The sequence below is a fragment of the Duganella zoogloeoides genome, assembly GCF_034479515.1.
Classification (GTDB): Bacteria; Pseudomonadota; Gammaproteobacteria; order Burkholderiales; family Burkholderiaceae_D; genus Rugamonas; species Rugamonas zoogloeoides.
The window spans coordinates 176638-194989 of sequence record NZ_CP140152.1 but is presented as its reverse complement, the minus strand read 5'-3'; the positions used below and the strand labels follow the sequence as shown (position 1 = coordinate 194989).

At 64.5% G+C, this 18352-nt stretch carries 19 protein-coding genes; 12 read left to right on the top strand and 7 right to left on the bottom strand.

The genetic code is table 11. The features are described 5' to 3' along the window. Positions 1 to 14 precede the first annotated feature (14 nt). Positions 15 to 812: a DUF2145 domain-containing protein gene (locus SR858_RS00900; RefSeq protein ID WP_019923719.1), complete on the bottom strand. Its 798-nt coding sequence runs from the start codon at positions 810 to 812 to the stop codon at positions 15 to 17. Continuing rightward, complete coding sequence (locus SR858_RS00895) at positions 809 to 1279, bottom strand: hypothetical protein (protein ID WP_019923718.1); 471 nt, start codon at positions 1277 to 1279, stop codon at positions 809 to 811. Before SR858_RS00895 ends, SR858_RS00900 begins: the two co-directional genes overlap by 4 nt. A gap of 157 nt (positions 1280 to 1436) precedes the next feature. On the opposite strand from SR858_RS00895, the gene SR858_RS00890 reads away from it, so the two are divergent. Genes SR858_RS00890 through SR858_RS00880 form a run of 3 tightly spaced genes read left to right on the top strand, consistent with a single transcriptional unit; the run spans position 1437 to position 3549 of the window. Next, on the top strand, positions 1437 to 2453 hold the full coding sequence (locus tag SR858_RS00890) for a M14 family zinc carboxypeptidase (RefSeq protein WP_019923717.1): 1017 nt from the start codon (positions 1437 to 1439) through the stop codon (positions 2451 to 2453). A gap of 4 nt (positions 2454 to 2457) precedes the next feature. Then, entirely contained in the window at positions 2458 to 3234 is a 777-nt protein-coding gene (locus tag SR858_RS00885) for an alpha/beta fold hydrolase (protein WP_019923716.1), read from the top strand. 12 nt (positions 3235 to 3246) lie between these two features. Continuing rightward, positions 3247 to 3549 (top strand): YkgJ family cysteine cluster protein, encoded by a 303-nt coding sequence (locus tag SR858_RS00880; RefSeq protein ID WP_019923715.1) that lies wholly within the window; start codon positions 3247 to 3249, stop codon positions 3547 to 3549. Between the two features lie 113 nt (positions 3550 to 3662). Here SR858_RS00880 and SR858_RS00875 read toward each other — a convergent pair whose 3' ends face one another. Beyond that, positions 3663 to 3950: an EexN family lipoprotein gene (locus SR858_RS00875; RefSeq protein WP_154820039.1), complete on the bottom strand. Its 288-nt coding sequence runs from the start codon at positions 3948 to 3950 to the stop codon at positions 3663 to 3665. 210 nt (positions 3951 to 4160) lie between these two features. Here SR858_RS00875 and SR858_RS00870 point away from each other — a divergent pair, with 210 nt between their 5' ends. The 3 genes from SR858_RS00870 (at position 4161) to recQ (ending at position 7823) form a co-directional block, all read left to right on the top strand. Then, positions 4161 to 4907 (top strand): substrate-binding periplasmic protein, encoded by a 747-nt coding sequence (locus SR858_RS00870; RefSeq protein ID WP_019923714.1) that lies wholly within the window; start codon positions 4161 to 4163, stop codon positions 4905 to 4907. Positions 4908 to 5120: 213 nt separating this feature from the next. Next, positions 5121 to 5960 (top strand): undecaprenyl-diphosphate phosphatase, encoded by an 840-nt coding sequence (locus SR858_RS00865; protein WP_019923713.1) that lies wholly within the window; start codon positions 5121 to 5123, stop codon positions 5958 to 5960. A 45-nt stretch (positions 5961 to 6005) separates the two neighbouring features. Then, positions 6006 to 7823 (top strand): DNA helicase RecQ, encoded by a 1818-nt coding sequence (recQ, locus tag SR858_RS00860; protein WP_019923712.1) that lies wholly within the window; start codon positions 6006 to 6008, stop codon positions 7821 to 7823. Positions 7824 to 7885: 62 nt separating this feature from the next. Here the strand turns inward: recQ and SR858_RS00855 are convergent, their stop codons facing one another. Beyond that, positions 7886 to 8815, bottom strand: coding sequence for an AraC family transcriptional regulator (locus SR858_RS00855; RefSeq protein WP_019923711.1), 930 nt, complete (start codon positions 8813 to 8815; stop codon positions 7886 to 7888). A gap of 101 nt (positions 8816 to 8916) precedes the next feature. Between SR858_RS00855 and SR858_RS00850 the strand changes: the two genes are divergently transcribed. Genes SR858_RS00850 through SR858_RS00840 form a run of 3 tightly spaced genes read left to right on the top strand, consistent with a single transcriptional unit; the run spans position 8917 to position 12232 of the window. Continuing rightward, positions 8917 to 9813 (top strand): DMT family transporter, encoded by an 897-nt coding sequence (locus tag SR858_RS00850; RefSeq protein WP_019923710.1) that lies wholly within the window; start codon positions 8917 to 8919, stop codon positions 9811 to 9813. A gap of 14 nt (positions 9814 to 9827) precedes the next feature. Beyond that, positions 9828 to 11678 carry an amidohydrolase gene (locus tag SR858_RS00845; RefSeq protein ID WP_084670101.1) on the top strand — a complete coding sequence of 617 codons (1851 nt, stop codon included), beginning with the start codon at positions 9828 to 9830 and terminating at the stop codon, positions 11676 to 11678. Between the two features lie 41 nt (positions 11679 to 11719). After that, positions 11720 to 12232, top strand: coding sequence for a hypothetical protein (locus tag SR858_RS00840; protein ID WP_019923708.1), 513 nt, complete (start codon positions 11720 to 11722; stop codon positions 12230 to 12232). A 13-nt stretch (positions 12233 to 12245) separates the two neighbouring features. Here SR858_RS00840 and trmB read toward each other — a convergent pair whose 3' ends face one another. Then, positions 12246 to 12923, bottom strand: a complete 678-nt coding sequence (gene trmB, locus SR858_RS00835; protein ID WP_019923707.1) for a tRNA (guanosine(46)-N7)-methyltransferase TrmB — start codon at positions 12921 to 12923, stop codon at positions 12246 to 12248. 267 nt (positions 12924 to 13190) lie between these two features. Between trmB and SR858_RS00830 the strand changes: the two genes are divergently transcribed. Both SR858_RS00830 and SR858_RS00825 read left to right on the top strand, forming a co-directional pair. Next, the gene (locus tag SR858_RS00830; protein WP_019923706.1) at positions 13191 to 14546 is read left to right on the top strand and encodes a GH1 family beta-glucosidase; all 1356 of its coding nucleotides are present in this window, start codon (positions 13191 to 13193) and stop codon (positions 14544 to 14546) included. A gap of 115 nt (positions 14547 to 14661) precedes the next feature. Then, positions 14662 to 16038: an MFS transporter gene (locus SR858_RS00825; protein WP_019923705.1), complete on the top strand. Its 1377-nt coding sequence runs from the start codon at positions 14662 to 14664 to the stop codon at positions 16036 to 16038. On the opposite strand, the gene SR858_RS00820 is transcribed toward SR858_RS00825, so the two are convergent. After that, entirely contained in the window at positions 16026 to 16271 is a 246-nt protein-coding gene (locus tag SR858_RS00820; protein WP_019923704.1) for a hypothetical protein, read from the bottom strand. The genes SR858_RS00825 and SR858_RS00820 overlap by 13 nt on opposite strands. Positions 16272 to 16347: 76 nt before the next feature. Then, positions 16348 to 17139, bottom strand: coding sequence for a substrate-binding periplasmic protein (locus SR858_RS00815; protein WP_019923703.1), 792 nt, complete (start codon positions 17137 to 17139; stop codon positions 16348 to 16350). 246 nt (positions 17140 to 17385) lie between these two features. Between SR858_RS00815 and SR858_RS00810 the strand changes: the two genes are divergently transcribed. After that, positions 17386 to 18327 (top strand): polyprenyl synthetase family protein, encoded by a 942-nt coding sequence (locus SR858_RS00810; protein WP_019923702.1) that lies wholly within the window; start codon positions 17386 to 17388, stop codon positions 18325 to 18327. Positions 18328 to 18352: the final 25 nt, after the last annotated feature.

Sequence of the window (18352 nt, the reverse complement as noted above, 5' to 3'; positions counted from 1 at the left end):
ACGATTTCGTCAAGTTACTTTTTCACTTCCTGCATGGTCCAGCCTTGTTGCCTGCGTAGAAACTCGCTGATCGAATCGACGGTCACGGTATTGATGCGGCCAGCATAGCGCAAGTTATTCGGATGGTCATCGAACGCAACATTGGCCTTGAACATGCGCCCGCCTAGCCGCTTGAGGGCACCGATACGCATTTCGCTGGGGCGGTAACCAGCTGCCTGCAACCACTGCTGCGCTTCCTGCCGGGTTGCGACCCGCCCCTGGTCGGCCGCAGCATGCGCCAGCACTTCCAGTATCCACTGGTTGGAGTTCTGGTAGGTGGTGGCAAACGGGTAAGCCACCATGCTGTAATGCGGCTGGTGCAAGCGTTGCAGTTGCACCGTATCGCGCAAGGCCAGTGTCAGGCGCTCGGCAGCTGCGGCCGGGGGGACCAGGATCAACGCGTCGTAGCTAAAGGGCCCCTCGAGAAAGAAATTGGCCAACCCATCGACCCACAGGCCAGACGCTGCGGTGCCGCATTCGTTGAGCAATTCATACACCCGCCATGGCTGCCCGGGTCCGGCACGATACGCCAGGCCCGCATGCGAGTATTTCAGCCCGTAGGCGGACAGGTCTTGTCCCTGGCGCGCGATCAGCGCCACGTCGCTGCCGGTGGCATTCAATGCGGCCTGCAAGCGCGCCCCCGTTGCCAGCCCGTCGCGCAAAGCTTCGAAACTCATCGCTTGTTCTTCACACGCGCGGCCGGCATGGGCCGGCATGGCGCAGACCGCCCACAGCACCATCGCCAGCAAAGCCGCATGGCGTCGCGCGCTCATGGAGCTGCCAGCCGTTGTTGTGACAACAACGCTTCACCCAAGGCATTCGGGATGAAGGCCAGTACTTTTCCGGATGTTACTAAAATAGTGCCGCTGCTTTCGCTTACCACCTCGACCATGGCGCCGACGGCCAGGCCCACTGCATTGACGGCCTGAGCGCCGAGAGTGACCGAATACTGGCCAGCCGATCCGACCGCCGTCAAAAATATCTCGGACATATTTTCGTTGTGCACCAAGCCGCTGACGACCAACGAAGCGCCACTGACCAAGATCACCGGTCCGGCCGAGAGCGCGGCGCCACCTTGCGCGGAGCCTACCGCCGAGACAACCGGAGACGCCACGATCGACAGCGTACCGATAGAGAGATTGCCGGACAAATCGCGCAGCAGCGACGACGCGCTTGCCCCGTGCGATGCCGCTAACAGGCCAAGTATCACGGCCATCCTGAAAAAGATGCTCGGTTTCATGGTATCTCCTAGGTAAATTTCCAAATCGCAAAGAAGGTCCAGCGTAGTAGGGGCGAACTGCACTCTCCTGTATCTGCCTCAAGCCAAGCGTGCGCAGCGCTGGCGCGAAATCAATTTCAGCTACACTTGTTGGTCCCCGCTTCCAGTGTCCCTGCACATGCCCGAGAAGAATCTGCCAGAACTGATCACCCTGAAACGCCTGATCGACGCGGGCGGCAAGCATATGCAGGTGGACACCCATTGCACCGTCTCCATGGACGGGCGCGACTTTCCCGTGTATTCGATCGCGCTGGGCAATCCCAGCCTGGATGTGCCGGCACTCGGATTCTTCGGCGGCATCCACGGCCTCGAGCGCATCGGCACCCAGGTCATCCTGTCGTTCATGGAAAGCATCCTGGCGCGGCTGCGCTGGGACAGCACACTGCACCAGCAGCTCGAATCGATGCGCCTGGTCTTCATGCCGCTGGTGAACCCCGGCGGCATGTGGCAGGCCACGCGCTGCAATCCGCAGGGCGTCGATCTGATGCGCAATGCGCCACTGTCGGCCGTAGACCGGGTGCCGTTCATGCTGGGCGGCCAGCGCTACAGCCACCACCTGCCCTGGTACCGCGGCCCTGCCGGCGCGCCGATGGAACCGGAAAGCCTGGCCGTGTGCGACGTGGTCGAGCGCGAACTGCTCACCCGCCAGTTCAGCATGGCGCTCGATTGCCACTCGGGCTTCGGCCTGCGCGACCGCATCTGGTTTCCCCATGCGCACACGGCCGCGCCAATCGCCCACCTGGCCGACATTGGCGCGCTCGAAGAACTGTTCAGCGAGAGTTATCCCAACCACAACTACGTGTTCGAGCCGCAGAGCCGCCAGTACCGCACCCACGGCGACCTGTGGGATTACCTGTACCTGAACGGCACCAGCTACACCGAGCGCACTTTTTTACCGCTCACGCTGGAGATGGGGTCGTGGCTGTGGGTCAAGAAGAACCCGCGCCAGCTGTTCGACCGCGTGGCCATGTTCAATCCCACCGCCGCGCACCGGCTGCAACGGGTGCTGCGCCGCCACCTGATCTGGTTCGATTTCCTGATGCGGGCCGTCAACAGCCACGGCCGCTGGGTGCCGGAAGGGATGGCGCGCAAGCAGCAGCGGCGGCGTTCGCTGACGCACTGGTACGGAGCGTAATCCGATGCTCACCTGGATCCTGCTGCGCGGCCTGATACGCGAACAGCGCCACTGGGGCCGCTTCCCCGGCCAACTGGCGCGGGCGCTGCCGGGCGCCACCATCATCACCCCGGATTTGCCCGGCAACGGCGTCCATCACGCCGCCATCAGCCCGACTTCGGTGGCGGCGATGGTGGAAGCGTGCCGCGCCGAGCTGCGCGCACGCGGGGTACGGGCACCCTACTCGCTGCTGGCGTTGTCGCTGGGGGGCATGGTGGCGGTGGAATGGGCCAGCCGCTATCCGCACGAGATCGACCGCGCGGTGCTGATCAACACCAGCATGCGGCCGTTCAGCTGCTTCCACCAGCGCCTGCGCTGGCGCAACTATGGCGCCATCGTGCACATGCTGGCGGACGGCAGCGTGGAGGCCCAGGAACGGCTGATCCTGCGCCTGACCAGCCGCCATGGCGACAATGCCGAACGCGAGGGCCTGCTGCGGCGCTGGCTCGGCTACCAGCACGAATTCCCGGTCAGCCGCCGCAACGCGCTGCGCCAGCTGGTGGCGGCAGCGCGCTTCCGTGCACCGGCCGCACGCCCCGCCCTGCCGCTGCTGGTGCTGTCCTCGACCGGCGACCAGTTGGTCGATCCGCGCTGCTCGCAGCACCTGGCGCAAGCGTGGCGGGCCGAGCACCGCATCCATCCCAACGCCGGCCACGACCTCCCGCTCGACGATGGCGAATGGGTGGCGCAGCGGGTGGCCGCGTGGGTAGCCGCCGGGGACATCGCCGCAGAAGCGCGGTAAAATACCGGCCCTATGAGCACCCTGATCCTCCCGGCCAACGCGCGCCCGGCATTCGCCTGCCGCCCGCACTGCGGCGCCTGCTGCACCGCGCCCTCCATTACCAGCCCGATTCCCGGCATGCCAAATGGCAAGCCGGCTGGAGTGCGCTGCGTGCAGCTGGGCGACGACCAGCGCTGCCTGATCTTCGGCCGCCCCGAGCGGCCGGGGTTCTGCGGTGGGCTGCAGCCATCGGAAGAAATGTGCGGGTCGAACCGGGAACAGGCAATCTCGTGGCTCAATGAACTGGACCGCGCAACCACGCCGGACAGGCGATAAACTCGCCCGCTTTGAAGACGTGCCGGAAGCCGGGCCGACGTCTGCTCAACGCTGTCTCGAGTACTGGCGAGAAAGCGTCAGTGGCATGCTTTCTCGCCATTCCTTGATTAACGCTATTTTTTGTTGATGTCGTCTGCCGTCAGTGGTTTAACTGGGGCAATACCGCCACCTCTTGCGCTCCAGGTGGTGGACGTGTCGGCGCGCGTGGCGTTGACACAGTTTGGCGTAGCAGCGAGCTCACCGGGATTGGATTTGCACTTGGCCAAAACCTCAGCGCGTTCAGTCTTGTTGGCCTTGTACCATTCCACGGTTTGAACCACTTCAGGCGGTTTCTCGCTTTTGCAAGCTGCCAGCATTAACAGCGGGGCCGCGACGACCAGCACAATACTAATTTTCTTCAAGTGATTTCTCCTGATGTGCAACGTTCACATTATCGAAACTTGTCAGACCATGCACGCGCAGCCTGAACATAAAAAACCAGCGCAGGACGGCGGAGGGAATTGGCCAAAAACGATCATTCGTGGCCATAACGACAATCTTAGCATGTGGTTACATTGACGGCGTTCCACTAATCCGCTAGCGTGACACCACCTTCCCGACCGAGGCACCACATGACCAAACTGATACCCGTGTCGGCACTGATATTGCTGGGCACTGCCTGGGTGGCTGCTGCGCTGGCAGCCTCTCCGGTGGCGCCGTCTCGCAAGGCAGAAGCCACGATCCGCTACATCCACAAGGTGGAAGACGCCCCCGGCGAGACCTCGGTGTCGCGCCGCTCGGGGTTCCAGGAGGCGATGGGGGCGGCGCTGGCGCGCCAGCTCAAGCGGCCGGTGCGCTTCATGCCGCTGCCGCGCAAGCGCATGATGGGCGCGCTCGAAGCGGCCGAGGGCGATATCGTGTGCGGCTATTCGCCGGCCTGGTTCCAGGGCAAGGTCGATTGGACCCGCCCCTTCATTCCCACGTCCGAAGTGTTGATCGCCTCGCGTCATGTGCCGCCGCCAGTCTCGCTCGAAGACATCCGTGGCAAGACCGTCGGCACCGTGCTGGGCTTTAACTATCCGCAAGTGCAGGGCCGCCTCGGCGACGGTTTCGTGCGCGACGACGCGCCCTCGCTCGAACTGACCTTGCGCAAATGGCAAGGCGGTCGCTTCGATTACTTCCTCGCCACCGGCGTCACGGTCGAGCGCCAGTTTGCCAGCGGTGAGCTCGATGCCGGGTTCAGCCAACTGGTCATCAGCGAGGAAAAGACCGGCTGCGCGATTTCCCGAAAAGGAAACTTGCGCGTGGGCCAGGTCAACGCAGCCATCGACGCCATCGAAAAAAGCGGTGAACTGACACGTTTGCTGCGGCTGCGCTGACGTATCTCTTGATGTGCGGATGCTGCAATGCGGCGGTTCCGCTCTCCCGGCGTCACGCGCTTGGAACCGTTCGATATTTCCGCAGCGCACCATTCAACATTACCGCTTAGTCAGATTGCAAATAGTGCACGCCGAACATGGTAAGCTTCGCCCCCGGTGCCTCGGCATTTGCAGCCATTCCCCTCACTTCCAACCCTTTATATACTTAACTTCATGGATATTGTTCTCGTCATTAAAGCCATCATCATGGGCGTGGTTGAAGGTCTTACGGAATTTCTGCCGATCTCTTCCACCGGTCACCTGATCCTGACCGAACACCTGCTGGGGTTTGCAGGCATGGAAGACAAAATGAAAGTGTTTGAAATCGTGATCCAGGCCGGCGCCATGATGGCGGTGATCTGGGAGTTTCGTGCCCGTATCGGCCTGGTATTGTCGGGCATCTTCAGCGATCCGGTGCAGCAGCGCTTTGCTCTCAACGTGCTGATCGCGTTCTTGCCGGCCGCCATCCTGGGCCTGATCTTCGCCTCGTCGATCAAGGCGCACCTGTTTGCACCGATCCCGGTCGCGGCCGCCTTCATCATCGGCGGCTTCATCATCCTGTGGGTGGAAAAGCGCGCCAAGGACAATCCGGCCGTGGAACGCATCACGTCGCTCGACCAGATCACCCCGGTCGATGCCTTGAAAATCGGCATCGCCCAGGCCTTTGCGCTGATCCCCGGCACCAGCCGTTCGGGCGCCACCATCATGGGCAGCATGATCTTCGGCTTTTCGCGCAAGGTCGCCACCGAGTTCTCGTTCTTCCTGGCCATTCCGACCCTGGTCGGTGCGACCGTCTATTCGCTGTACAAGGACCGCGCGCTGCTGTCGATGGATGATGTCTCGTTCTTTACCATCGGCACCGTCTCGGCCTTCATTTCGGCGTTCCTGTGCATCCGCTGGCTGCTGCGCTACATCATGACCCATACGTTCGTGATTTTTGCCTGGTACCGGATTGTGTTCGGCCTGATTGTCCTCATAACCGGTTATTATGGCGTGATCGTCTGGGCCGATTAATGACGGTCACTCAAGACATCACTTTGTTGTAGGAACGAGCAGTAAATGAATCAGGAAAACCAGGAGCGCGCTCTCCATTTGCTGGAAACCGTGTTCGGCTACCCGGCCTTTCGCGGTCACCAGGCCGAGATCGTCGATCATGTCAGCAACGGCGGCGACGCCCTGGTCCTGATGCCCACCGGCGGCGGCAAGTCGCTGTGTTACCAGATTCCCGCCCTGCTGCGCGACGGCGTGGGCGTGGTGGTTTCCCCCTTGATCGCGCTGATGCAGGACCAGGTCGATGCGCTGGAAGAAGTGGGCGTGCGCGCCGCCTTCCTCAATTCCACCCAGACCTACGAAGAAGCCAACCGCATCGAGCGGCTGGTGCGCACCGGCCAGATCGACCTGGTGTACGTGGCGCCCGAGCGCCTGATGACCGAGCGCTGCCTGAATTTATTCCAGGACTCGAAGATCGCCCTGTTTGCGATCGACGAGGCGCACTGCGTGTCGCAATGGGGCCATGATTTCCGTCCCGAATACATCCGCCTGTCGGTGCTGCACGAGCAGTTCCCCGACGTGCCCCGGATTGCCCTTACTGCCACGGCCGACCCGCAAACCCGCGCCGAGATCGTGCACCGCCTGCAACTGGGCGACGCGGCGCAGTTCGTCTCGTCGTTCGACCGCCCCAATATCCGCTACCAGATCGTCGAAAAGGCCAACGGCCGCAAGCAGCTGCTCGACTTCATCACCACCGAGCACACGGGTGACTGCGGCATCGTGTATTGCCTGTCGCGCAAAAAGGTCGAGGAGACCGCCGAATTCCTCAACGAAAACGGCATCCGCGCACTGGCCTACCACGCCGGCATGGACCACGCCAAGCGCGCCGCCAACCAGGCCCGCTTCCTGCGCGAAGAAAACATCGTCATGTGCGCCACCATCGCCTTCGGCATGGGTATCGACAAGCCGGACGTGCGTTTCGTCTGCCACCTCGACCTGCCGAAAAGCATCGAGGGCTATTACCAGGAGACTGGCCGGGCCGGCCGCGATGGCGGTCCCGCCAGCGCCTGGATGGCCTATGGTTTGCAGGACGTGGTGCTGCAACGCCGGATGATCGACGAGTCCGAAGCGGACGAAACCTTCAAGCGCGTGCTCGGCACCAAGCTCGACGCCATGCTGGGCCTGTGCGAAACCCTGAGTTGCCGCCGCGTGCGCCTGCTTGATTATTTCGGTGAGCAATCGGGACCGTGCGGCAACTGCGATACGTGCCTGATTCCACCGGTGTCGTTCGACGGCACGGTGCCGGTGCAAAAGCTGCTCTCGGCCGTCTATCGCGTGGACCAGCGCTTTGCCGCCGGCCACGTGATCGAAGTGCTGCGCGGCGTGGAAACCGACCGCATCAAGACCTGGCACCACGACAGCCTGTCGGTGTTCGGCATCGGCGCCGACCGCAGCGAGCACGAGTGGCGCGCCATCCTGCGCCAGATGATCGCGCTCGGCCTGCTCACGGTGGACCACGAACAATACAGCTCGCTGAAACTGACCGACGCTGCCCGTCCCGTGCTCAAGGGCGGCCAGAAAGTACAGCTGCGCCAATATCAAAAGCCGGTCAAGCAGAAGACCCCGCGCGCCTCGAAAGGCTACGTGGAAAGCGATTTGTCGGCCGCCGAAGAAAAAATCTTCGACCGCCTGCGCAGCTGGCGCATGGGCACGGCGCGCGAGCACAACGTCGCCGCGTACATCATCTTCAACGACGCCACCCTGCGCGAAATCGCCAAGGCCCGTCCCACCGCGCTCGACGACTTGCGCGGCATTTCCGGCGTGGGCGAGAAAAAGCTGGCATCGTATGGCGACCAGATCGTGGAACTGATCCGCGAGTTCGAGTAGCGCGCCCCCATCTCGGCAGGGAAACGCGCAAGCAGCAACGCATTCCCTGCCCGGAAAGACTCTCAGCCAGCCACCACGCTGCGATAGCGCCCCGGCGCGGCGCCCACGGCCGCGCGGAAGCGGTGGCTGAAGTGGCTCAGGTCGGCATAGCCGCAGGCATCGGCAATCTGCTGCAGCGGCTGGCCTGTGCACTGCAACAGCCGGCGCGCGTGCTCGATGCGGCGCGCGGCGATCCATGCCGACGGCGTCATGCCGAACGATACCTTGAACATGCGCAGCAGGTGGTATTCCGACAGGCAGGCCAGGTGCGCCAGGGTTTGCAAGGTCAGCGGGTGCGCCAGGTGCGCTTCGATATAGTCGGCCAGCAGCCGCCGCACGGCTGGCGCCAGGCCGCCGCGCACGCGGCCCTGGTGGCGCGGCAGCGACTGCGCGTGCAGCAGGTGCGACAGCGTTTCGTGGGTCATTTCATTGGCGCGCAGCTGGGCGTCGGCGCCCATCCAGTCCATGCCTGCCAGTGCCGCGCACAGCTGGCCGATACGCGCGTGCTCGAAGTACGTGCGGTCGGCCAGGGTCAGTTCGCGCGGTTCGCGGTCCAGCTCGACCACCGCGCGGCGGGTGAAGTGCTCGGGCAGGAAATACACGTGCAGGAAGCGCAGCGGGCCGCGCACCGTCCAGCTCGATTCGTGCCAGTCCGGCAAGGTGCACAGGCGCTGCGGCGCGCCGTACAGGCCGGGCAGTTCGCCGCGCTCGGTGCGGTAGCCGCCGCCCATGTAGTACGACAGCGTGTGGTGGCCCGGCTGGCAATACGATGTTTCGGCGCACGGCGTGTCGCGCCGCCAGATCGCCAGCGCCAGTTCGTCGCCGAGCCAGGTAAAGCGCTCGAGCACGGCGTCGGTCTCGGACATGGTCTTGAACACCGAGTGCGACAGCCGGCCTTCCGGCAAAACGGGGGCGGACAGCAGGGCGGTGGACAGATCGGGGTGGCGTGACATGGATAAAGTCTAGCACGCGCCAGCACGGCAAAAATCGCCATCGTGGCGATATGCGCAATTTCAGACAAGCGCCGGCGCCGCCCTGCCCCCATGCTGGCGCCATGAATATTGTCCTCTACCTGCTTACCGTCCTGATCTGGGGTACCACCTGGATTGCCATCACCTTTCAACTGGGCGTGGTGCCCGCGCCGGTCTCGATCGCCTACCGCTTCTGGATTGCCGCCGCGCTGCTGCTGGCGGCGCTGCTGGTCACGCGCCAGCGCTGGTGGCCGCCGCGCCAGGCCTGGCCCTACCTGTTCGCGCAGGGCATCGCGCTGTTCTGCCTGAACTTCCTGTGCTTTTATTATGCCGCGCTGTACATCACCAGCGGCCAGGAAGCCGTGGTGTTTTCCACCGCGCCGCTGTGGATCGCGCTGGCCGGGCGGCTGTTCCTCGGCCGCCCGATCCGCGGCCAGGTGATGCTCGGCGCGCTGTTCGGCCTGGCCGGCATCGTGCTGCTGTTCGCGCCGCAGATGCAGGGCCACTGGAACGACAGCGGCGTGCTGCTGGGCCTGGCCTTGTCGCTGGGCGGCACCTGGTGCTTCGCCTGCGGCAACCTGCTGTCCTCGCGCATGCAGGCGCTGGGCCTGACGCCCTGGCTCACCAACACCTGGGCCATGCTGATCGGCGCCACCACGCTCGGTGCCGCCGCACTGGCGCTGGGCATGCCGTTCGCGCTCGACCCGTCGCCACGCTACCTGTGGGCGCTGCTGTACCTGGCCATTCCCGGCTCGGTGATCGGCTTTACGGCCTACCTGCTGCTGGTCGGCCGCATCGGCCCCGACCGCGCCGCCTATTCCACGGTATTATTCCCCATCGTCGCGTTGACGATTTCAACCATTTACGAAGGCTACCAATGGACGCCGGCCGCGCTGTGCGGGCTGGCGCTGGTGCTCGCGGGGAACGTGCTGGCCTTTTTGCCGCCGTCGCTGCGCGCCCGCTTCAAGGCAGCCTTCTAGCTCCTGGAGACTGCATGACCCGACCCGGTTGGTTTGCCCGCTTGAAGTGTCCCGTTGCGCTGCCGTTTGCGCTGCCGTTTGCGCTGACCTGCGCGCTCGCCTCTGCCACGGCCGCCGCCGCCACGCTGCCGGCCGACACCGTCTACCGCAACGGCTACATCTACACGGTCGATGCCAAAGACAGCGTGCAGCAGGCGCTGGCCGTGCGCGGCGGGCGCATCGTCTACGTGGGCAATGACGCAGGCGCCGCCAAACTGCAAGGCCAGAACACCACGGTGATCGACCTGGGCGGCAAGATGCTGATGCCGGGCCTGATCGACGGCCATATGCACCCGCAGTCGGGTGGCAGCCGCCTGCTCAATTGCAGCCTCGACTACGCACCGCTGACAGTGCCGCAATTCCAGCAGCGCATCCAGGCCTGCATCGACCAAGATGTCCGGCTGGGCAAGGCCGATCCCAAGCGCTGGCTGGTGGTGGTCAACTGGTTCCAGCAGGGCATGCTGCCCGACGGCGTGACGACCTCCGCCGCCACACTGGACGCCCTCAAGACCGACCGGCCAATATTGGTACGCTCGTCGTTCGGCCACTCGCTGCTACTCAACAGCAAGGGCATCGCGGTGGCCGGCATCACGGCCGCCACATCGGACCCGGCCGGCGGCAAGATCGCGCGCGACGCCAGCGGCCAGGCCACCGGCCTGCTCGAAGACGCGGCGCAAGACATGGCCATGAATTTACTGCCGCCGCTCACGGTGGCCGAGAACCTGGCGGCATCGACCAAGGCGCTCGAAGCGATGCGCCGGCAAGGCATCACGTCTTTCCTCGACGCTTATACCGATCCCGAAACCATGACGGCGTTTACCGACCTGCAACGGCAAGGCAAGCTCACCGCACGCGCCCACTTTGCCGTGCTGATCGACCTCGACAAGGGAAGTACACCGCAGCGCGCCGTGGCCGACCTGCTGAAACAGAAAAAACAGTTCGACCAGGGCCCGACCACGGTGGCGCCGTCGCTGCAGGTACGCCACGCCAAGCTGTTCATGGACGGCGTGATCTCGGCGCCGGCCTTTACCGGCGCCATGCTCGAACCGTACCTGGTCAACCAGGGCACAGAACAGCAGCCGAACTGGCAGCCGGGCACCAGCAACGGCCCGCCCACGTATTTCTCGCAAGCGGCGCTGCGCTCCACGCTCGATGTGCTGGCGCGCGCCGGCATCGATCCGCACATCCACGTCGATGGCGACCGCGCCGTGCGCGAGACGCTCGATGCGATCGCCTGGCTGCGCGGCACGCCAGCCGGCAAGAAAGCGCGCCCGGCGCTGGCCCACGACGAAATCGTGGCCCCAAGCGACTACGCCCGTTTCGCCAAACTCGACGTGACGCCGGTGCTGTCGTTCCAATGGGCCAAGCCGGCGCCCGACACGCTCGGCGCACTGCAACCCTACATGGGGCCGCAGCGCTACCCGCTGGTGCAACCGCAGTCGGTGCTGCTGGACGCCGGCGCGCGCATCGCCTACGGCAGCGACTGGCCGGTCGATCCGCTCGACGAATGGTTCGCCCTGAAAGTGGGCGTGACCCGCACTGCGGCGCCCGATGCGGGCGCCGAGTACGCGGGCCGCCTGGGCGACATGCCGGGCATGCCGCGCGCGGCGGCCCTGCGCGCGATCACGCTCAACGCGGCATACACCTTGCGCCAGGAAAAGCTGACCGGCTCGCTCGAAACCGGCAAGCTGGCCGACCTGATCGTCCTCGACCGCAATTTCTTCACCATACCCGCCGAGGACATCGCCAACATCAAGGTGCTGCAAACGGTGGTGGGCGGCAAGGTGGTGTACCAGGCGGATGCCATGCGGTCGGTCGCACCCTGATCGGTTAAGATGGCGGCCTGATTGTCCGCCCCTGTTACCTCATGCAACTGCTTATCTCCATCCTGATCATTGCCGTCACCGCGCTGGTGGTGTACCGGATCGTCAAATCGAACCCGGCGCAAAAAGTGGCGCTGCCGCCGCTGCCAGCCGCACCCTACACGCCGGTGCTGCCCGACACGCCGGTGGCCCACTACTGGTCCGACGGCGGCCGCTTCCTGGTCGAGGTGGTCAACGAATCGCGCTACCAGCCCGTATTGAAAGCGCTGGCCGGGGCGCATGGCGATGCTGCCGCGCGCGCCCCGCACACGGCGATGCTGTTCTGCGACGACCGCAATGCGTATGAAGATGCGGCGGTGGCCGTGTTCCTGCAAGGGCAGATGGTGGGATACCTGGAAGCGAAGGCGGCGGTGATCTTCCGCGCCCGCCTCAAGCGCGACGGCTTTGCCGGCCAGCTGACCAGCTGCGACGCGCAGGTGCGCGGCGGCGGCCTGTGGCAGACCGCGCGCCTGTCGTACAACGTGGTGCTCGACCTGGAGCCGCTCGAAAAGCGCTAGGCCGAAGCTGCCATTATTTTTTCGAGAACACCAGGTCCCACACACCGTGGCCCAGCTTGATGCCACGGTTTTCGAACTTGGTCAGCGGGCGGTAGGCCGGCTGCGGCGCGTAGCCGTCGGCAGTGTTTTGCAGGCCCTCTTCCGCGCTAAGCACTTCCAGCATCTGCACCGCGTAGTCTTCCCAGTCGGTGGCGCAGTGGATGTAGCCGCCCGGCGCCAGCTTTTGCACCAGCAGCTTGACGAACGGCGCCTGGATCAGGCGGCGCTTGTTGTGGCGCGCCTTGTGCCACGGGTCGGGGAAGAAGATGTGCACGCCATGCAGCGAGCCATCGGCAATCATGTGGTTGAGCACCTCGACCGCGTCGTGCTGGATCGCCTTGAGGTTGGTGAGGTTTTGCTCGCCGATCAGCTTGAGCAGGCTGCCCACGCCCGGGGTGTGCACTTCCACGCCAATAAAATCTTTGTCAGGCATGGCGGCGGCGATGTGGGCCGTGGTGCCGCCCATGCCGAAGCCGATTTCCAGCACCGTTGGCGCCTGGCGGCCGAATGCCTGGGCGTAATCGAGCGGCGCCTTCTCGTACGTGATCAGGAACTGCTGCTGCTCTTCCAGCGCGCGCGCCTGGGCGGTGGACAAGCGGCCGGCGCGGGTGACGAAGCTGCGGATGCGGTGTTCGGTCGGATCGTAGAGCATGCCCCGCGCTGGGGGTTCTTTGGGAGTATCGGAAGACATGGTGGCGGTGCAGTGAAAGAATGAGGCGGCATTATATCAGTGCGGGTCCGTGACAAACCCGCCGGCCATGCCATGCGCAGGCCGCTGTTGCGTGCCGGCGCCGCTGAACAATGCCATCGTGTTATCAATTGATTGACACTGGATTCGAGTTCGGGTTTAATCTCTGCATCCGTTTGAAATCGTTTTCAAGCCTCCTTCACCCGCATCTTGCCGACCTATAGCCGACCCATGACCGACATCCGCCACGAGTTCACCCAATTTCCGCCATCGTTTACCTGGGGCATTGCGACCAGCGCCTTCCAGATCGAGGGCGCCGCCACCGCCGATGGCAAGGGCGCGTCGATCTGGGACACCTTCAGCCACACCCCTGGCAAGATCATCGACGGCACCAATGGCGATGTCGCGTGCGACCACTACAACCGCTACCCCGAAGACGTGGCGATCATGGCCAGCCTCGGCGTGGACGCCTACCGCTTCTCGATCGCATGGGCGCGCGTGCAGCCGCAGGGCAAAGGCGCCTGGAACGAAGCCGGCTTTGCCTTTTACGACAAGCTGTTGGCCGAACTGGAAAGCAAAGGCATCAGCGCCCACGTCACGCTGTTCCACTGGGACCTGCCGCAGGCCCTGCAGGACGAAGGCGGCTGGCTCAATCGCGATACCGCTTACCACTTCGCCGCCTACGCGGCCGAGGTCACGCGCCGCTTCGGCAACCGGGTGAAAACGATTGCAACTCATAACGAGCCATGGTGCACGGCCAACCTCGGCTACGGCAATGCCCAGTTTGCACCGGGCGTGGCCGACATCAAGCAGTCGGTGCAAGTGTCGCACCACCTGCTGCTGTCGCACGGCCTGGCCATGCGCGCCATGCGCGACGTCGCCAGCTCGGCCCAGCTCGGCATCGTGCTGAACCAGTGGCCTGCGCACCCGGCCACCGACAGCGCGGCCGATATCGCCATGGCGGAGTTTGAATACTCGCGCTCGGTGGAATGGTTCATGGATCCAATCTTCAAGGGCCACTACCCGGCGCTGGCGCTCAAGGTCCACGGCGACAACGCGCCGGACGTGCAGGAAGGCGACCTGGACATCATCCAGGGCAAGCTCGACTTCATGGGCCTGAACTATTACTTCCGCTCGTTCTGCAGCGCAGAAGTGCCGCCGCGCCAGCCCGAAAACAAGCTGGGCACCATCGACATGGGCTGGGAAATTTACCCGGACGGCCTGACCGAACTGCTGCTCAAGCTGCACGCCGACTACGACCTGCCGCCGATCTACATCACCGAAAACGGCATGGCCAATGCCGACACCATCGTCGATGGCGAAGTGCCGGACGAGGCCCGCATCGACTTCGTGCTGCGCCACCTGAAGGCCATCAATGACGCCCGCCTGCAAGGCGTGGACGTGCAGGGCTACTTCCTTTGGAGCCTGCTCGACAACTTCGAATGGAACTCGGGCTACGCCAAGCGCTTCGGCATCGTCCACGTCGATTACGCTACCCAGAAGCGCACGCTCAAGCACAGCGCCCTGTGGTACCGCGACTACGTGGTGCAGCAGCGCGGCAACGCCAAGCTGGAACAGGCCGCGTAAATCAAAGAGCAACGCAACCGTAGTACCCCTCCGGCGTACGCGCCGGAGGACCCGCAGAGTGGCCGCAGAGCCTGCCTGCGCAGCTATACTCCATAGAGAACAACGAGGACGACACATGCACCAAGAATCCACGCAGCCGCAGGCACCATCGGCAGCCAAGCCGCAGCGCCTGCCGCCCGGCGCCGAGCACCCGTCGCTGCTGGCCGCCATGTTCCGCCCCGGCACGCCGATGTTATGGGTGCCGAGCAGCTATTTCGCCATGGCGCTCACCTACATGATGCTCACCAGCGTGACGTCGATCATGTTCAAGAACCTGGGCATGGACAACGGCAAGGCGGCCGAATACGCGAGCTACCTGATCCTGGCCTACACCATCAAGCCGCTGTTTGCGCCGTTCGTGGAAATGTACCGGACCAAGAAATTCTTCGTGCTATGCACGCAGGTGATCGTCGGTATCGGCTTTGCCGGCGTGGCGCTGGCCATGTCGCTGCCCAATTACATGGTGGTGATGGTGTTCCTGTTCGGCCTGCTGTCGCTGGTGGGCGCGACGCAGGACATCGCGTCCGACGGCGTGTACGTCACCTCGCTCGACTCGCGCGCGCAATCGCTGTTCTGCGGCATCCAGAGCCTGAGCTGGAACGTCGGCCCCATCGTTGCCTCGGGCGGCATGGTGTACCTGAGCGGCTGGCTGCACACCCATTACTTCGGCCACCCGGCCGGTGAGTTCGGTCCGCAGTGGATCGAATCGTGGCGCGTGATTTTCTTCATCGTTGCCGCCATCATCATCGTCTCGGCCATCTGGCACGCGCGCGTGATGCCGGACGGCGCCAAGGCCGAGAACGCCCCCAGGTCGGTCGGCGAAGCCGGTTTCATCCTGTGGGACTCGTTCGTGACGTTCTTCCAGAAGCGCGACGTGTGGCTGATGGTGGGCTTTGCCTTCCTGTTCCGCCTCAGCATCGGCCTGCTGGAAAAGATCGGCCCGTTCTTCATGGTCGATCCTGTCGCCAAGGGCGGCCTCGGCCTGTCGAATGAATTGCTGGGGCTGGTCTATGGCACGTACGGCCTGATCGCCGTGCTGGTGGGTTCGCTGCTGGGCGGTATTTTCGTCTCGCGCCGGGGCCTGCCGTCCACCCTGTTCATCCTGTGCTGCGCAGTGAACATTCCGAACGTGACCTTCCTGCTGATGGCCATGTACCAGCCGGAAAGCCTGTGGGTGATCAGCGCCGGCGTGGCGATCGAGAAATTCTTCTACGGTTTCGGCTCGGTGGGCTTCATGATTTACCTGATGCAGCAACTGGCGCCGGGCAAGTACAGCACCACCCACTACGCGTTCGGCACCGGCCTGATGGGCTTGTGCATGATGGTGACCGGGGTGGTGAGCGGCCACCTGCAACAGGCGCTCGGCTATGTGCACTACTTCTGGCTGGTGATGGCGGCAACCATCCCGTCATTCCTGGTGACGTGGTTCGCGCCGTTCCATCACAAGGACTGAGCGACCGCCCTGAGGTCCTCGGCGCGGACCTGGCGCTCGGGGCTCAGCACGCGGGCGATCACCTGCGGGTTGAGCCCGATGTTTTGCAGCATTTCCACCGCACCGGGGGTGCCGATGTCGCGCTGTACCTGCAAGGCCTGGCGCACGATGAAATCGAAGGAGTGCCAGCCTGCCGTATCTGAGGTCTGCGACGTTTCCGGCCGTCGCTGCCGCCTGTCGAGCTCGGGGGTCATGGTGCTCTCCTGTTAGACGAAGCGCCAGCTTAGCGCAAGCGCCGCCGTCGTGCACGCCTGCGTCAGGCGTGCGCGCTTACTTGCATGCCGCATTGGACGTTGCAACCGGCTCGCCGGTTGGTACCTGCACGCGGTTCTTCACGCCCAGCTTTTGCAACTCGCCCGAGCGCACCATCTGGTTGAACAACAGGTTGTACTGCTGGCGCGCGGCCGCAAACTTCGGCGTGCGCGGAAACGCCAGGTAGCCGTCGATGCGGCCGATGTCGGGGCACAGCACGGTGAGCGCGCCGTCCAGGCGCAACTCCTTGACCAGCGCGTCGGTATTGCGCTGGTTGCTGGCAAACAGGTCCACGCGCCCCAGCGCCAGCATGCGCAAGCCGTTATCCACCTGCGATACCTCGCCCAGGTCGAACAGCGGCCGCGCCACGTCGAAACTGTCGCCGTAGTGCCAGCCGCGCACTGCCGCCACGCGCTTGCCCGCCAGGCTACGGAAGTCGCCCTGCCAGGTGGCGCCGCCCTGGCTGCGCGCATAAAATACCAGGCGATCGCGGTAAAACGGCTGGTCGAGGAAGTCGAAGCGCTTGAGCCGCTCGGCCGAGCGGTAGGGGCCGACGAGGATGTCGGCCTGGCCGCGCTCCACCATCGCCTGCGCGCGCGGCCAGGGATAGAACTGGAAGCGCACGGTGTCGCCGGCGCGCGCGGCCAGCGCACGCAGCACATCCACAGCCAGACCGGTGGGCCGGCCCGCAGCATCCTGCTCGTACACGAGGTGAAAGCTGGCCCCGACCGCCACTCGCTCGATGGCGACGGCGGGCGTCCACACGCCAGCGCTGAGCAGTACGGCAAGAAACCAGTTCGTTACCCGCATCCCTTTGTCTTTCCTATAAGAAACCATTGCATGGTAGCACAGCATTCGGGGCCATGCCGAGGGCTGCCGCCCCGCTGATGACCCGCTGATGACCCGCTATTTTTAACTGGCGCACGATTGGATCGGCAGGGTAGGATAGGCAAAGCTTGAGTATGATGATTCTATGAGGTCTAAAGCAACTTTTACATAATTTTCGGCAACGTCAAACATCCCGCCGCATCACATTACAGCACAAGGAAATGCGCCATGGCTACCAAGATTTTACGGACCAGCAACTTCGGTAGCGAGCCTGGCCATGATCCATCAGCATCGGACATGGAAGAGATCCGCCGGCAGATCGAAGAGCGTCTCAGCCAGGCGCTGCCCGACCAGGGCCGGTCCGATCCGCTCACGGCCGCCATGCGCGCCGCCACGCTCGGCACCGGCAAGCGCATGCGTCCGCTGCTGCTGATGCTGGTCGCGCGCGACCTCGGCTGCACCTCGCCAGCACTGCTCGACGCCGCCTGCGCGGTGGAACTGGTGCACGCCGCCTCGCTGATCCTCGACGACCTGCCCTGCATGGACGACGCCAAGCTGCGCCGTGGCCTGCCCACCGTGCACCGCCAGTTCGGCGAACATGTCGCCATCCTGGCGTCAGTCGCCCTGCTCAGCCGGGCATTTCAGCTGCTGTCGCAGGCGCCCGACATTCCGGCCCATGTGCGCACCCGGCTGGTCGGCGCGCTGGCCGACACGGTCGGCGCCCAGGGCCTGGTGCGCGGCCAGTTCCTCGACCTGCACGGCAACCCGCAGCGCTCGCTCGACGACATCGCCCGCACCAACGAGTTGAAAACCGGCGTGCTGCTGGGCTTGTCGGTGGAAATGGCCGCCATCATCGCCGAGGCCGACGAACGCGTGCTGCAGGCGCTGCGCGCGTTCGCGCTGTCGGCCGGCCAGGCGTTCCAGATCAAGGACGACTTGCTCGATGACGCCGACGCCGCCATCACCGGCAAGGATGCCGGCCAGGACGCCGGCAAGGCCACCTTCAACGCCACGCTGGGACGCGAACGCACGGCCGGGCGCCTGGCCGACCACCTGCGCGAGGCCGACACCTACCTGAGCGACGCCATCGGCGGCAAGCAAGGCACGCGCGGCCTGGTAGGCACGCTGTTCCGCAACGCCGGCCCGCTGGCCGCTGCGCGCGCGTCGTGACCGGCGGGCAGGTCGCCGCGGCAAG

What these genes read in the sequence shown, in the direction of transcription:
- SR858_RS00900 (WP_019923719.1), bottom strand. Translation starts at nt 812, where the DNA reads ATGAGCGCGCGACGCCATGCGGCTTTGCTGGCGATGGTGCTGTGGGCG.
- SR858_RS00895 (WP_019923718.1), bottom strand. Translation starts at nt 1,279, where the DNA reads ATGAAACCGAGCATCTTTTTCAGGATGGCCGTGATACTTGGCCTGTTA.
- SR858_RS00890 (WP_019923717.1), top strand. Translation starts at nt 1,437, where the DNA reads ATGCCCGAGAAGAATCTGCCAGAACTGATCACCCTGAAACGCCTGATC.
- SR858_RS00885 (WP_019923716.1), top strand. Translation starts at nt 2,458, where the DNA reads ATGCTCACCTGGATCCTGCTGCGCGGCCTGATACGCGAACAGCGCCAC.
- SR858_RS00880 (WP_019923715.1), top strand. Translation starts at nt 3,247, where the DNA reads ATGAGCACCCTGATCCTCCCGGCCAACGCGCGCCCGGCATTCGCCTGC.
- SR858_RS00870 (WP_019923714.1), top strand. Translation starts at nt 4,161, where the DNA reads ATGACCAAACTGATACCCGTGTCGGCACTGATATTGCTGGGCACTGCC.
- SR858_RS00865 (WP_019923713.1), top strand. Translation starts at nt 5,121, where the DNA reads ATGGATATTGTTCTCGTCATTAAAGCCATCATCATGGGCGTGGTTGAA.
- recQ (WP_019923712.1), top strand. Translation starts at nt 6,006, where the DNA reads ATGAATCAGGAAAACCAGGAGCGCGCTCTCCATTTGCTGGAAACCGTG.
- SR858_RS00855 (WP_019923711.1), bottom strand. Translation starts at nt 8,815, where the DNA reads ATGTCACGCCACCCCGATCTGTCCACCGCCCTGCTGTCCGCCCCCGTT.
- SR858_RS00850 (WP_019923710.1), top strand. Translation starts at nt 8,917, where the DNA reads ATGAATATTGTCCTCTACCTGCTTACCGTCCTGATCTGGGGTACCACC.
- SR858_RS00845 (WP_084670101.1), top strand. Translation starts at nt 9,828, where the DNA reads ATGACCCGACCCGGTTGGTTTGCCCGCTTGAAGTGTCCCGTTGCGCTG.
- SR858_RS00840 (WP_019923708.1), top strand. Translation starts at nt 11,720, where the DNA reads ATGCAACTGCTTATCTCCATCCTGATCATTGCCGTCACCGCGCTGGTG.
- trmB (WP_019923707.1), bottom strand. Translation starts at nt 12,923, where the DNA reads ATGCTCTACGATCCGACCGAACACCGCATCCGCAGCTTCGTCACCCGC.
- SR858_RS00830 (WP_019923706.1), top strand. Translation starts at nt 13,191, where the DNA reads ATGACCGACATCCGCCACGAGTTCACCCAATTTCCGCCATCGTTTACC.
- SR858_RS00825 (WP_019923705.1), top strand. Translation starts at nt 14,662, where the DNA reads ATGCACCAAGAATCCACGCAGCCGCAGGCACCATCGGCAGCCAAGCCG.
- SR858_RS00820 (WP_019923704.1), bottom strand. Translation starts at nt 16,271, where the DNA reads ATGACCCCCGAGCTCGACAGGCGGCAGCGACGGCCGGAAACGTCGCAG.
- SR858_RS00815 (WP_019923703.1), bottom strand. Translation starts at nt 17,139, where the DNA reads ATGCGGGTAACGAACTGGTTTCTTGCCGTACTGCTCAGCGCTGGCGTG.
- SR858_RS00810 (WP_019923702.1), top strand. Translation starts at nt 17,386, where the DNA reads ATGGCTACCAAGATTTTACGGACCAGCAACTTCGGTAGCGAGCCTGGC.